Source organism: Pedobacter alluvionis (genome assembly GCF_003664035.1).
Classification (GTDB): Bacteria; Bacteroidota; Bacteroidia; order Sphingobacteriales; family Sphingobacteriaceae; genus Pedobacter; species Pedobacter alluvionis.
Genome location: NZ_RCCK01000010.1, coordinates 183,443 through 196,683, shown reverse-complemented (window position 1 = coordinate 196,683; position 13,241 = coordinate 183,443). Strand labels below are relative to the sequence as shown.

Genomic DNA, 13,241 nt, shown 5'->3' with positions numbered 1-13,241 from the left:
ATTATAGTTTTGATAGATATTGATGCACTTGGGTAACGGCCATTGCACCCTCTCCAACGGCCGATGCGACACGCTTTACTGAATTGAATCGGACATCTCCTGCGGCAAAAGATCCGGGCACGCTGGTCTCCAGGTGGAAGGGAGGCCTTTCAAGTTCCCAGCATGTTTTATATTGATCCAGCGCCATCACATCATTTCCGGTATACAGGTATCCATTCCTGTCCCTGCAAATGGCTGTTTCCGAGGCCCACTCTGTGTTGGGCTTTCCGCCTATACAAATAAACAGTTTTGATGTTTCATGCCAGGATTCCGTTTCCTGTTCGCTATTGGCTATTTTAATCCGTTGCAGGTAATCCTCACCTTCCAGCGCAGTAACCTGTGAATGATACAAAACAAAAATGTTTTTGATGCTGGCAATTCTTTGAATGAGGTATTCGGACAAGGTTTCGGCAAGATTTCCTTTTCTGATGACCATAAAGACGCGTTTTGCAAATCCTGAAAAATAAGTTGCGGCCTGGCCGGCTGAATTTCCCCCGCCTATGATGTATAAATCCTTGTCCTGGCAAAAAAAAGCTTCGCTGGCACCGGCTCCGTAGTATACGCCTTTATGAAAAAACCGTTCTTCATCCGGCAGGTTCAATCTTGCGTATTCCACCCCTGTTGCACAAATATTAGCCTTCGCGACCAGTTTTTCACCAGAGGCAAAATCGACATGAATCTTATTATCGTAAAAAGTGCCCTTAATCCCTTCTTTGAGCAGTAAAATTTCCACTCCAAACTTTAGAGCCTGCTGCCTGGCCCGCTCAGCCAGATTTGCACCCGATATACCCTCGGGAAAGCCAAGATAATTCTCAATTAAAGAGCTGGTACCTGCTTGTCCGCCTACCGCTTCCCTTTCTATAAGAATGGTTTTCAATCCTTCTGATGCGGCATAAACCGCAGCGCTTAACCCCGCCGGACCTGCACCATATATGGACAGATCATATTCATCGTACTTAGGTTCCGTAATCCAACCCAGGTTACAGGCAATCTCTTTTAAAGAAGGATTAATAATTATTTTTCCATCGGGAAACGCTATTACCGGATGCTTTTGTGGATTGTCGAAAGAAGTAATTCCCTGGCCTTGCTCGTCATGCGAGAGGTCAAACCAGTCGAAATCAACAACACTTCTTTTTAAAAAATCCCTGATTGGATAAATTTCCTGAGAATCGGGAACGCCGTATAGTTTAAGTTTGTCCATACGCTACTTTGTCCTGGTTTTTATTTTTTTAATAATTTCTTCTACCGGATACTCAGCGGAGATACCATAACCATCCACAAGTAATCCTTTTATTTTTCCGTCTGTTGATGATATAGCGTATAAGATAGATTCATCTTCAGGATCTGAGGCACCCTCAAATCTGTAAAATTTATCAATCAGAAAATTTTCCGGCTGCTGCGCGAGTGCATTTTGTTCATCCACGGATTTTGCAGCTGTATTAAAATCGAAAGTATAGCCTTCTTTGGATAAGTGATTCATTACCTCACTCAATGTGGTCATCTCACCTAAATGTTTCAAATTGTCGTCGCTCATCGTAAGTATTCGTTTTGGAGATTACAAATTAGCTTAAAATTTTAATTAACTTATGCGTCAATTAACCTTATTTCCTTTTATACTCTAATGAATTTAGTTTGTTTCCTTCTGCAATTACCGCCCTGTTAATCTCGCTAACCCTTTTGATATCCATTTTCTCAACAGCGCGGTCGTAGCTCAGTAGTCCATTCACCTCATGCTCCACATCTGTTGTCTGGGTGTAAACCGCTACGCTGAGTCCCTGATATTTCATCAACTGCTCAACCTGGCTCATTAACAGCACAAACCTATCCGTCAATGCTTCAGAGGTAGGTTCGTAAGCATAAGCATTATTCTCTACCGGCCACATGTGCCCCCTCACAAAAAGCCCCACCCCTCCAAATTCACCTAAAGATGCTGCCCGTTTAGCGTCGGGTTTCGAGGCATCATTAGGACCAATGTAAATGTGGGTATCCACAAAGTCTCCATTACCCGGGTCTCCCGCAGCCTTTTGGTAGTCAGGGTTGTTATTAAAGCCCGAATTTCCATTAACCAGTCTGGATGGATCATACTTTTTAACCCAATCGGTAATTTTCGGCACATCGAAGGCACCCCAATTTTCGTTGAAAGGCACCCATGCAATAATGGAAGGGGCGTTATAATGCTCGTCCATAATTTCCTTAAGTTCCCTGCGGAATGCCGGCCGTACCCTGGCCGTATCTTCATTCTGGTACCATATCGCCGGCATATCCTGCCAAAGCAGCATTCCCAGTTTATCTGCCCAGTAATAAAAGCGTTTGGGTTCAGTTTTCATGTGCTTGCGAATAAGATTAAAGCCGGCATTTTTTGTAAACTCAAGATCCGACTTTAGGGCTTCATCACCTGGTGCTGTAAGAATGCCGTCTGGCCAATAGCCCTGGTCCAATAGCCCAACCTGCATGATAAACTTTCCATTCAAAAATGGCCGTACTACGCCAGCCACCTTGCCGAGCCTGATATCGCGCATCCCGAAGTAGCTGCTAATTTCATCGGTTACCATCCCATTGCGGTCTTTAACCGAGATTTTAAGATCATAAAGAAAAGGCTCTTCCGGAGACCAAAGTTTGGGGTTGGTAATGGGCAGATAAAAAGTATTTCCGGCGCTTCCTTCCCACTGTGAGACTACTTTCTTCCCATCCATGGCAACAGCAGATAAATTTGACGTGCCAGCTTCCACCTTCACCTGCAGCCTGCTATGCTCCAGATCTGGTAAAAGTCTGATATTTTTGATGTGTACCGGACTAACCGGCTCGAGCCATACACTTTGCCAGATCCCCGAACTGAAGGTATAGTCCCCGCGTGGCCCATTCTTTCCTGAAGGCATTGTCCCGTCGTTGGAATCGTAAGCGGAGACAATAAGCTCATTACGACCCGCCTTCAGGAATCTGGTAATATCCAGTGAAAAACCATCGTATCCGCCGGAATGAGTGCCAGCTTTTTGTCCATTTACAAAAACGGTCGCCTCATGATCCACCGCCTCAAAGTTAATCAGCACATTTTTGCCTTTCCATTTCTGTGGAATTTCAAAATATCTGCGGTACCACATATTTACTTCCTGTTTACGCTCGATTCCGGAAATCACGGATTCGGGGCAGTACGGCACAAGAATCTGCTCGTTATTAGTGAGGAATTCAATTGGTACACGGGGATTTAAAGCAGCCTTTTTTTCTTTACCTCCAATATAGTCCCACTTTCCATTGAGCGACTTCCACTCTCCACGAACCAGCTGAGGCCGCGGATAGTCTGGAAACGGGTTTGAAGAAGCCATTGCTGCCTGAGTCCATTTTGTGGGCAGTTTAGCTGTTTGGGCGAAAGTATATCCGCAGTAGTTTATCTGAAAAAAAATCGTTAAAAAGAAGATATTTAAAATCGTATTTTTCATAAAATGTTTTAAGTAAAAGCTTATCTGGATCAACAAACCAAGATAAGCTTTTTAACATTCTAAATCGATTTATTATTAAAAATTGTTTTTGGAATGGCTTAGTGAACAAGCAATTAAGCAGGCATAACGCATATCTGAACTGGCGGTTTTTACACGCCACAATGTTATCATATATATTCAGGGATCAAAAACCTTTAAAATATCTCAAATGGTAAAACACAAGGCAACTTTATCCTTCAGCGGAACAACAAGCCTGTGTTGGCTATTGACCGGAAAGATACGCCAAACGGAACAACAGTACCCAGAAATGCAGGCTAATCGTTACCAAAGCATACGGAATGAAACAGACGCAAACAGGCTGCGTCCGTACATTCTTTTTGATCACCGTGTTGGATATCTGCCAATGTATTTAATCATTTAAAAATGGGTAATCGACATAACCATGCGCTCCGCCCCCAAACATGGTAGCCCTGTCCGGTTCGTTGAGTGTTGCCTCTTTTTCAAATCGTTTTGGCAGATCTGGATTGGCCAGGAATAGATGAATATATAGTCGGGATCTGAAAAGGCCATTTTTTTGACCGTAATCATTTAAAAGCGATTTCCCTGCCGGTTGCCCCAAGTATTACTATTTTCTTTTTCATCTTTGTATTTTTAATTGTTATTGATAATTGACTATGCAAATATGCTACGATCAAAAAACGGAAACTTGTATCAGATCACTGTTTTGGCCTGGAGCATTTTAATGCAGCTACCTTGATCATAAAAAAATATAGATGAACGAACTTGAAAGTTATATTCACCACCATTTCGGCATTAGTCAGGATGACTGTCAAAAAGTGAGCGGATTATTTAAACCCGAGGTAATTGAAAAGGGAAACTATTTCTTAAGAACAGGCAAATTCTGCAATAAACTTAGTTTTATAGAAAGTGGTATTTTAAGAGTTTTTGTAAAGCTGCCAGAAAAAGAAGTTACCCAATGGATAGGTACTGCCGGTTATTTCATCACGGATCTCCAGGGTTTCATGTTCAGGAATACCTCTCGATTTGATATCCAGGCACTCACACCAACGCGTTTGTTTACGATCGATTACGAAGCGTACTTAACGATGGGAAGACTGGTGCCCAAATGGCATGAATTTGAAAAACTGTTTACGGGTAAATGTTTTGTAATGATGGAGAACCGAATCATGGACCTCATTTCCCTGACCGCCGAAGACCGTTATCAAAAACTCTTCGAGCAAAACCGCGAACTTTTTAATCAGGTACCGCTTCAATACCTGGCCTCTATGCTCGGCATGACACCTGAAACTTTTAGCCGGATACGGAGGAAAATGGTTTCTTGATTTTTGTCAAGAGCTTACCATTGTTTCACACATACATTTGAGCTAACAAAAATCATTGTCATGAATCAGCAAAAAGTGATGGATTTCACCATCAGAATTGAAGAAGCAGCCATAACTGCAATAGCTATTTATTTCTTAACGAAATATAATCTAGGATTATCAGTTTGGCTGTGGGTATTGCTATTTTTTGCGCCTGATCTTTCTATGATAGGTTACCTGGTGAATACCCGCGTAGGCGCTTTCACCTATAACTTATTTCATCATCGTGCGGTAGCAATAGTTCTGCTGGCAGCTGGTTTTGCGATGCACATAGATGTACTTACCTCCGTAGGATTACTACTAGTTGCACATTCATCTTTTGACCGTATGCTGGGTTATGGTCTGAAATTTCCAGATGATTTCAAACATACAAGTTTGGGTTGGACAGGAAAATAAATTCTCAATTGCAACAACGCTTTTTGTAAATGACAACAATAGTATGGTGGAGCTCAGCATTCTCCCGGGAGAAAACCCCATGGCATTACCATAAGTTGTTTTCAGAAGCCGGTGTTCAACTTTTTTGCTAAAGTCGCAATCAAAAAAGGGCATCTCAACAAATTACTACAACAGTATTGTAGCGGAACGTTATAAATCTTAGCTTAAACATCCGCTGGTTCTTTCAAGAAACGTTTAGATTTATATAACACCTATTCTTCATATCATTTCTATGTTTTTTTTCTATTTTTACACAAATAATGTTTATGAATAATTCCGCTCTCAACCCTTTAAAAAAACCTACATCCGGATTTTTAAAAAGCGCACTGACCTTGGTTATGCTGGTCTTTATCTGCCTGCAATCCTGTAAAAAGGAAAAAGAAAAGATCACCTCAACCGGCCTTATCACAGGCACTGTCTTAAGCAAGAACGGACTGCCGCTTTCCGGCGTAAAAATTTCCCTGGACAACGAACAGAGAACTTACGTGTTCAGCGACGGTGAAGGAAAATACACATTTGACCGCATTCCAGTTGGCGGTTACAGCATACTGGCAGCCAAGGAAAAACACCTTTCGGAAAGTAAAAGAACTACTGTAACCCAGGATGGTACCACAAAACTGGACTTTCACCTGGAAGTCGGTGAAGCAACTCTGGAAATCGAAAAGGACAGTTATCAGCTACCTTATACCAAGACTTCGAATCTCATTAAAATAAAGTCCAATACCGCCTGGATGGTAACACTTTCTACCGATTGGCTAGACGTTGACAACCCGATAGGACTGGGCGACAAGGGCATCTATGTTGTTGCGGAAGAGAACCAGGCGGATACTGCAAGGACCGCGACCCTGACACTAACGGCAGGTATGGCCGTCAAGGTTATCACGATCATCCAGTACCCCAAAATCAAGCTATTAAGTGTATCGATGACCCATCCCATTACCGATACGGTTATCTTGACCTTCAGTGCACCAGTGAGTGAAGTGCAGATCACCTCCAAATATGATCTTTGTTTAAGCGACCTCGCCTACAACAGAACACCTATGAGCAAAGAAGTACGCTTCAAATATAGCTGTGGCAGATTAGGCCAGTCCTACCCTTTCCAGGCTACCTTTAAGGATAAGATTGCTAGCTATACCGAAAACTTTAATGTGGATTTTTTCTCTAAACGGATTGCCTATCCTGCGGTCTGGAGCGAGAGCACGCCGACATACTTTGTAAGCGATGATAATAAAACAGTCTGGTTTTCTATTTTCGATACGCAGATAGTCCAAAAAATTGATATGGAAACTTTTACCGTCATTAAAAATTACCCGGTCGATTTCAAGGTCAGAAAACTGGTCTATAACCCTTACAACAAACTGATTTACCTATTAACGAATACTCCGGACATATATGTGATGGATCCCGATGACGGTTCAATTGTCAAACAGATTAAACTAGAAGTGCTGGACGGGGACAATAACACCTACCCGACCATATATCCGCAGGCTCTTGCTTTTACCAGCTCCGGCATCGGAGCAATGGTCTGCGGCGCGAGGGTGAGCAGTGCCACCAGTTGGAAGATGATAGACAGCCGAAAAAACGACCTGGTTTATTACCATAAGCAAAAGGATAAAAACTATGAATATGGAAAGATAGAAGTCAATTATGACCGAACCAAACTGATTATCAAAGCTTATTTCAGCAATATCACTTTCAGTATAGACCCTGTCCAGGACGTGATCAGGGATATAACCATTCCAGTAAATGGTTCCCTTGGTGGAGTGGTTCCGAATAAAAAGAACAATAACCTCTATATGATCCAGACCTATGAGCAGTATATACACAACCCAGCAAACAACTACCTCAGCAAGATAACCTATCTGGCACATGGCAATGCGGGCGATTTTAGTTATAGAAGCGGTGAAGAGGAGATTATCTATGCTTTTGATACCGATAACTGGCTGCAGATACTGGATTATAAGAACGGCAAAACGCTGCTTACTTTCCCAACAATAAATGAGCTTTATTATGGTAAACCAATATCTACCACTAACGGCAGGTATTTAGTTAATTTTGGCAACTTTACCTTGTTCAGGTTTGATACAGAACTGTTCACAGTAAAAGGCCAAATTAATAAAACCGCAGTCAAGACTGCTTTTGTTAAATAGGCCTGGATAGTTTTATTTTCAAAATCAAACAAATTATGAGAAACTAAAAATGTGACAGCTTGTTTTTAAAGAATTTTACTGCTTTCTACAGGAATGTTCGATTTTACTATATTCCCCATATCATCATAATAGTTATATCGCTCAAATTTACAATCTTTCAAATCATAATTTTCTCCATTGCTGACTACAAACTTTTCTCCGTTTTTTATTTCTGCAGTTTCCACATCGAGCAAAGCTGCTCCTTTTTCAATCTGCTGTCTCCATCCGCTTATATCTTTTGAATATGATAATCCATAAAACCGTTTTTCATTGGGGGTAATTATGATAAAATTTTCATTTAAAACACCTCCGCTTTTAGGAATCAATGGGGTATTAGCAGCTGCTATTGCATTGACAAAATTACCTTTATTAATTTTACCAATATTGCTTTTAATGTGAATATATCTATATTCTCTAAATTCAAATTCTTCTTTTCCTGGAAGATATATTTTCTCTACTTTCATAATTTAAGGCGATATTTCAAATTTTACATTACTGATGTCATTTTAATTAAAAACTTGTGAATGATGGTTACCTAAATCCTGGCTATTTGTTTGATATCCATCTGCTGTCGATATGTTATTGAACCAAAAAAAGTTTTGTGTTTTTATGCAAATCACGCTATTACTAAATCGTGTCAATCGTACTACAATTTATTCTAATATGTACTTTCATTTAATCTAATAATACTTTCCACTCTTCAAAAGAAAGAGGTGGTAAACCTTATTTCTCTCTCTGCTCATTTTTAGTTTTTACTGAAATTGGTGTAATCTTCACTCTACTATTTTTCTTTGCTATTTCAACCTCTTGTGGAGAAGGAAGTTCAGGTAAGATTAATTGATTTGTAAATTCTTCTATACTTTCAGCAATCTTGCACGGCCATTTATCAACTCCCTTAAGTCCCCAATCATCAGTTTCATGAAACCAATAATAAACCTCGCCAGACTTCTTGTTCATGCACAATAAATCCCGGGGGGAGAGACTGGGTTTAGGGTATATTAAAAGTGGTACCGGTGGAATACTTGACAAAAAATTTTAGAAAATATTGTTAATACACTTTAAATTCTGTTTCTCCCGCGGGAATGTAGAAATATCTGTTTAAAAATATCGCCCTTGCGCCCTCGTCATAGTTCACTTTTGCCCATAGTGCCGTATTTCCGCGCAACTGATTATCATTGGTATCCAGCATCAGTGCCGCAAGTTTTCCGCCAGCAAAATACTCCAGTTTGTATTTTTTTAAAGGCTGCATTTCAAAGGATGAATTTTTATAGATCTGTTTAAAAAGGGTATTGATATTTTTACTGACGTTCTCCTCATTTTCATAGGTAGACACATATAGGCCTTTCAATGAATTGTATTCAAGCCTTGCAATATTATCGTATTCTTTATTGCGATAAACGTTCCAGACTTCCTGGTATTTTTTCAACAATTTAGATTCAAGATCAGACTTATTGAGTTTGCGCAGGTCCATGGCACCCTCAAACGGAGGTTTCGAGCGATAGGGAAGATCAATATCGAATTCAAAGCTATCCTCAAAAAAGGTCTTTCCGACGCCATTAAATTTTTCCCTGAAATATCCTTTTGCAACCTCCTCTTTCTTCTTTGGTAGCGTATAAGTGATGTATTCTTTATCTGCTGCGTTTTTATCTTTAAGATCATAAGATAATAGGTTTAACTCGAGGCTGGTATCGTCTACAAACGTTTTAAACACCTCATCATATTCCTTGGATTTTCCCAGGGGATACATTTTGAAGGATACCTTGCATTTACCGCTTTGAAAAAGAAAAGGATTGATTTCTATCGCCGAATTGCCCAATGCTTTGTTAAATGCCTTTGAAAGTTTAATTCCATTGACGTACAAGTCGACGTAACACTTGTCATTGGAGTACCCCAGCATATAGATCTTTTCTGATTGATAATGTTTGATGTGCTTGGAGATTTCATCTGCGAGGTTGTCTGCGGAAATATCCGGGTTTTGATCAACCTGGGTTTGACCGCTAGTACACGCGCTGAGATTTGCAGCGACCAGCAATGCCAATAGGAAGTTTTTCATAAATTTTATCCGTTTACTTATTGTGTTCTATACTTTATTTATTGCTGTTTAGTTAATCTCAGCCAAATGAGGCTATTGTGATGGGGGAAACTGTAAACATCCTTCCACCAGGTCGCCCCTCCGCGGCATGAGAACATTAAAAGCCTATTCCTTTTATCCAGTACGGCATCACAAAGGCCTGAACATTTCGACTGGGGCTGCCCTTCCATTCCACGTGTAAAGGTGCTTCCCGCACTTGATTAATGATGATACGGTAATTTTTAACATCGCTTTCAGCTATATTAACCTTTGGCCCATTGATAACTACATCTACATTTTTGTAGATGTTTAAAGGCGTTGTTACATTTGGGAAAGAATAATAGCCACTTGAGAAATCGGAAGCTTCACTTTTAAAGAAATAGTAATAAGCAATATGCTTCTTTAAAAGTTCGGTTGTTGGGTTAAATGTTTCAAACTCCATTAAATGCAATATTGATAATAACAAATATGCAAATTAATTATCCCCCTATCAAACATCTATAATACAATGAACTCCGCTTGCGGTTCTGCCATGCCTGTTGGCCGAACAAATCTCTGCAAGCGTCCATCCTGCCCTAAACTTTCTCACGTTAGAGAGGTGTTTAAAAGAATAGAGTGTGTAATTTTTATCCAGCAAACCGGTTGCCTCCAAACATTTTTTAAACCTGTTGTAGGCGTAATTTTCAGCGCACATTTTGTGTGAAATAAAAGTGTCCGCAGAACCAAGCAGAAAATATTCTCTATCAAATTTTTCTATCTGTAATTTATCAAGTTCTGCTCTTAAGCTTACATCAATATTTACGGGGATTGATTTTTTGTTTTTTGAGACGACACCGGGAATTGTGATGGTATTGTCCTCCAAATCGATGTACTTAAGCTGCAAGAACCGGAGTTCCTTTGGTCGAATGCAGGTATAATAAATCATGCGCACAAAGAGCTGGCAATATTTGTCATTTTTATCAAGCCAATCCATGATGACCTTGAAATCAGGTTCAGTAAAAACCTGATGGGACTGCGTCGGCATTTTTTTCGCGTTTCGCAATCGGTAACGGGGTTTTCAGAAATGTATTTGTTAACCTTCAAATACCTAAAAAAGTTATTAAGACCTATTCTGCAGTTATTGTAAGTTACTCCAGCCCACTTCTCCTCCCTTTCCTTAAAGTTCAAAAAATCAGTAATCTCAAAATCAGTAATCGTATTTACCTTTTTATTTCCCCCGTGATATTTAATAAAAGAGTTAACTGTTGAGCGGTAAGTACTGAGCGATTTTGGCCTGGTGCCTTTGGCTTTGTGGTAAGACTCGAACAGCAACAGCGCTTCATTAAGATCAATGCCAATCAGTTCCTTTCTTAACCGGGCGTTGGCATGTTCATCCAGAGGACTCCAACCACCTTCGAGTGCGATTTTGTAAGCCTCGCAAAGGTTATTAAAATTCCTGAGTTTTTGCTTTGGGTCTTTTATCCGATTAAGCTTCCTGGTTACCCTGATTCGCTCCATGCGCTCTTCAGATGCATTGTGAAAAAAAATTCTACATACCAACTTTGCCTGGCAACCTCTTTTTCCATTGTACTTCCCGCAGGAACTTTGATTATGGTCCGTCCTTTTACGACACGGGGAATAGTATATGGCAGTTCAGGAATTTCCATGAAGGCAAAATTCGCCACACTTGGATTTTTTTCTTGTGACTGACGTTCGGGATACCCAACGTTTTTAGACTTTTCGTTAGAAGAATTTTGATTTTTTCGCCGTGCCGGGCGGGATGAATTTTGGGTCCCCGGGGCGTTTAGTGGCAGACTTCTGTCAGAGTTTGAAGGCAAAAAATCTTCTAAGCCATTGTTTTTTTAATGACTTAGAAGTACCTGTGGAGAATATCGGATTCGAACCGATCACCTCTTCACTGCCAGCGAAGCGCTCTAGCCAAATGAGCTAATCCCCCAAAATTTAAATATTCAATAACCAAAGTGAGAATGACCAAATCGATTATTGAAAACAAGCTTCCGGCTTGAGCAGCAAAAATAGCAAATACTTTCTCGAATGCAAATGATAATTCATCTTTTTAATTAATCTTTAATTTTAACAGCAAACAATGCCATTAAACAGATTACACCAAACGCCGATGGCATAGGATAATTGATGAATAGAAAGAGTAGAAATGTGGCGATTAGCAACATTACAAAAAACATAATGGCCTTAAAAGCGGTATCCATATAACAGATGGCTACGATAGCCAAAAGATAAAACGGAACAGTAACGGCAATTATAAACATTACCGAAAATAAATTCCTAATATTAACCGGATATTAAATCCCCTTTAGATTTTATTCATTCAAGGCTTAGATTAGCCATACGCATTAACTTCTTTGCGGTTTAACAGCGCCTGATAGCAGTCTACAAACTGGGCAACGTTAAATCCATCCATCAAAGCATGGTTTACATGTATAGAAACCGACATTATTTTTCTTCCATTTTCATCTCTAAGCTTGCCAAAAGATATTTTAGGACAGCTATCCTGATAAGCATAATTTCGGGCATGTGATAAAGAAGTGAAACTTAACCAGGGCAGTGCCGAATAATGGATTACATTTTCGCCCGATGAGGAAGGGATTAAACCAGTGCTGGCCTGTACTTTTTCAATCTCCAGATTGGCTGCTGTTCTGAAATCTTCAAAATCCTCATAGAAATCCATATAACCAAACCCAAAAGTTCCGTTTGGCCGGTTAATGGTTGCCGCAGCATTTACGGTATCGTATTTCCAAACTTCGCCATCTATAATGCGGTAGCTAAAAGGCTCTACATGATTGGCGGCTACCAGCGATTTGTGCAGGTAAAGGAGGAAAAAAGAAACTTGATGTTCTTTTGCTTCTTCGTAGGTAGCGGTACAATCTACCTCTACGGTTACGCCGAAAAAAGGTTCTTCAAAGGCGCTAAAAAATTTAAAATGATCTTTTCTGATCCAGGTATTGATATCTATTTTTTCTTTCATTCAATTAATTTTGGTAAAACATCAGATAGACTTTCCATCTGGTAAAAATTTACATGTTCAATGGTGTGATCAATGTGTTCATGCACCCATGTGGTGTGAAAAGGGATGTGAACAGCATGTCCGCCAATATTTAGTACCGGTAAAACATCCGATTTTAAGGAATTGCCCAACATTAAAAACGCTTCAGGTTTACAATCCAGGTGTTTAAGCAGTTTTTGATAATCGCTTTCCTGTTTATCACTCATAATTTCGATATGGTGAAAATAATGATCCAGTCCTGATTTGGTCAATTTCCGTTGCTGATCAAGCAAATCGCCTTTGGTAGCCACTACCAGTTTATATTTTCCATGCAGGGCTTTAAGTACTTCTTCTACCCCATCAAGCAGTTCTACCGGTTTATTGAGCATTTCCTGCCCGAGTGCTATTGCCCTGCTAATCACAACAAGGTCTATTTTACCTGCAGTTATCCTTAAAACGGTTTCGATCATACTCAATACAAAACCTTTAATTCCATAACCATAAAGTGGTAAATTGGCTATTTCTGTTTTGTAAAGCTCTGCCAGGATGCTGTGCCGCGGCATAAAATCTTCCAAAAGGCCTGCAAACTGCTCTTCGGTTTCGCGGAAGTAGGGTTCATTTACCCAAAGGGTATCATCAGCATCAAAAGCAATTACAGTAATTTGATTTTTCATGGTTATGCTTACTTTA

General features: G+C 40.0%; 15 protein-coding genes and 1 tRNA gene. 3 read left to right on the top strand and 13 right to left on the bottom strand.

All coding sequences use genetic code 11. The annotated features are described in order from the left end of the window. Position 1: 1 nt before the first annotated feature. The 3 genes from BCL90_RS01095 to BCL90_RS01085 all read right to left on the bottom strand — a co-directional run bounded on the left by BCL90_RS01095 (position 2) and on the right by BCL90_RS01085 (position 3,473). Positions 2-1,240 (bottom strand): NAD(P)/FAD-dependent oxidoreductase, encoded by a 1,239-nt coding sequence (locus tag BCL90_RS01095; protein ID WP_121282123.1) that lies wholly within the window; start codon positions 1,238-1,240, stop codon positions 2-4. Between the two features lie 3 nt (positions 1,241-1,243). Next, on the bottom strand, positions 1,244-1,573 hold the full coding sequence (locus BCL90_RS01090) for a phosphoribosylpyrophosphate synthetase (RefSeq protein ID WP_208529821.1): 330 nt from the start codon (positions 1,571-1,573) through the stop codon (positions 1,244-1,246). Positions 1,574-1,640: 67 nt separating this feature from the next. Beyond that, entirely contained in the window at positions 1,641-3,473 is a 1,833-nt protein-coding gene (locus tag BCL90_RS01085) for a glycoside hydrolase family 2 protein (protein ID WP_121282122.1), read from the bottom strand. A 773-nt stretch (positions 3,474-4,246) separates the two neighbouring features. Between BCL90_RS01085 and BCL90_RS01070 the strand changes: the two genes are divergently transcribed. The 3 genes from BCL90_RS01070 (at position 4,247) to BCL90_RS01060 (ending at position 7,440) form a co-directional block, all read left to right on the top strand. Then, the gene (locus BCL90_RS01070) at positions 4,247-4,816 is read left to right on the top strand and encodes a Crp/Fnr family transcriptional regulator (protein ID WP_121282120.1); all 570 of its coding nucleotides are present in this window, start codon (positions 4,247-4,249) and stop codon (positions 4,814-4,816) included. Positions 4,817-4,876: 60 nt separating this feature from the next. Continuing rightward, positions 4,877-5,251 carry a DUF4260 domain-containing protein gene (locus tag BCL90_RS01065; RefSeq protein ID WP_208529820.1) on the top strand — a complete coding sequence of 125 codons (375 nt, stop codon included), beginning with the start codon at positions 4,877-4,879 and terminating at the stop codon, positions 5,249-5,251. Positions 5,252-5,556: 305 nt separating this feature from the next. Then, positions 5,557-7,440, top strand: coding sequence for a carboxypeptidase regulatory-like domain-containing protein (locus BCL90_RS01060; RefSeq protein WP_166792144.1), 1,884 nt, complete (start codon positions 5,557-5,559; stop codon positions 7,438-7,440). Positions 7,441-7,505: 65 nt separating this feature from the next. Here the strand turns inward: BCL90_RS01060 and BCL90_RS01055 are convergent, their stop codons facing one another. From BCL90_RS01055 to BCL90_RS01010, 10 genes are all read right to left on the bottom strand, one after another. Further along, complete coding sequence (locus tag BCL90_RS01055) at positions 7,506-7,943, bottom strand: hypothetical protein (RefSeq protein WP_121282118.1); 438 nt, start codon at positions 7,941-7,943, stop codon at positions 7,506-7,508. A 259-nt stretch (positions 7,944-8,202) separates the two neighbouring features. Further along, positions 8,203-8,436: a hypothetical protein gene (locus tag BCL90_RS01050; protein WP_121282117.1), complete on the bottom strand. Its 234-nt coding sequence runs from the start codon at positions 8,434-8,436 to the stop codon at positions 8,203-8,205. Between the two features lie 91 nt (positions 8,437-8,527). Further along, positions 8,528-9,532 (bottom strand): hypothetical protein, encoded by a 1,005-nt coding sequence (locus tag BCL90_RS01045; RefSeq protein WP_121282116.1) that lies wholly within the window; start codon positions 9,530-9,532, stop codon positions 8,528-8,530. A 136-nt stretch (positions 9,533-9,668) separates the two neighbouring features. After that, positions 9,669-9,992, bottom strand: coding sequence for a hypothetical protein (locus BCL90_RS01040; RefSeq protein WP_121282115.1), 324 nt, complete (start codon positions 9,990-9,992; stop codon positions 9,669-9,671). A 48-nt stretch (positions 9,993-10,040) separates the two neighbouring features. Continuing rightward, positions 10,041-10,574 (bottom strand): site-specific integrase, encoded by a 534-nt coding sequence (locus BCL90_RS01035; protein ID WP_121282114.1) that lies wholly within the window; start codon positions 10,572-10,574, stop codon positions 10,041-10,043. After that, complete coding sequence (locus BCL90_RS26190) at positions 10,472-11,047, bottom strand: phage integrase N-terminal SAM-like domain-containing protein (RefSeq protein WP_121282113.1); 576 nt, start codon at positions 11,045-11,047, stop codon at positions 10,472-10,474. Before BCL90_RS26190 ends, BCL90_RS01035 begins: the two co-directional genes overlap by 103 nt. A gap of 365 nt (positions 11,048-11,412) precedes the next feature. After that, positions 11,413-11,486: transfer RNA gene (locus BCL90_RS01025), tRNA-Ala, on the bottom strand. A gap of 124 nt (positions 11,487-11,610) precedes the next feature. Further along, positions 11,611-11,817, bottom strand: coding sequence for a hypothetical protein (locus tag BCL90_RS01020; RefSeq protein WP_121282112.1), 207 nt, complete (start codon positions 11,815-11,817; stop codon positions 11,611-11,613). A gap of 71 nt (positions 11,818-11,888) precedes the next feature. Continuing rightward, complete coding sequence (locus BCL90_RS01015) at positions 11,889-12,533, bottom strand: chloramphenicol acetyltransferase (protein ID WP_121282111.1); 645 nt, start codon at positions 12,531-12,533, stop codon at positions 11,889-11,891. Then, positions 12,530-13,225: an HAD family hydrolase gene (locus tag BCL90_RS01010; RefSeq protein ID WP_121282110.1), complete on the bottom strand. Its 696-nt coding sequence runs from the start codon at positions 13,223-13,225 to the stop codon at positions 12,530-12,532. The genes BCL90_RS01015 and BCL90_RS01010 overlap by 4 nt, the downstream gene beginning before the upstream one ends. Positions 13,226-13,241: the final 16 nt, after the last annotated feature.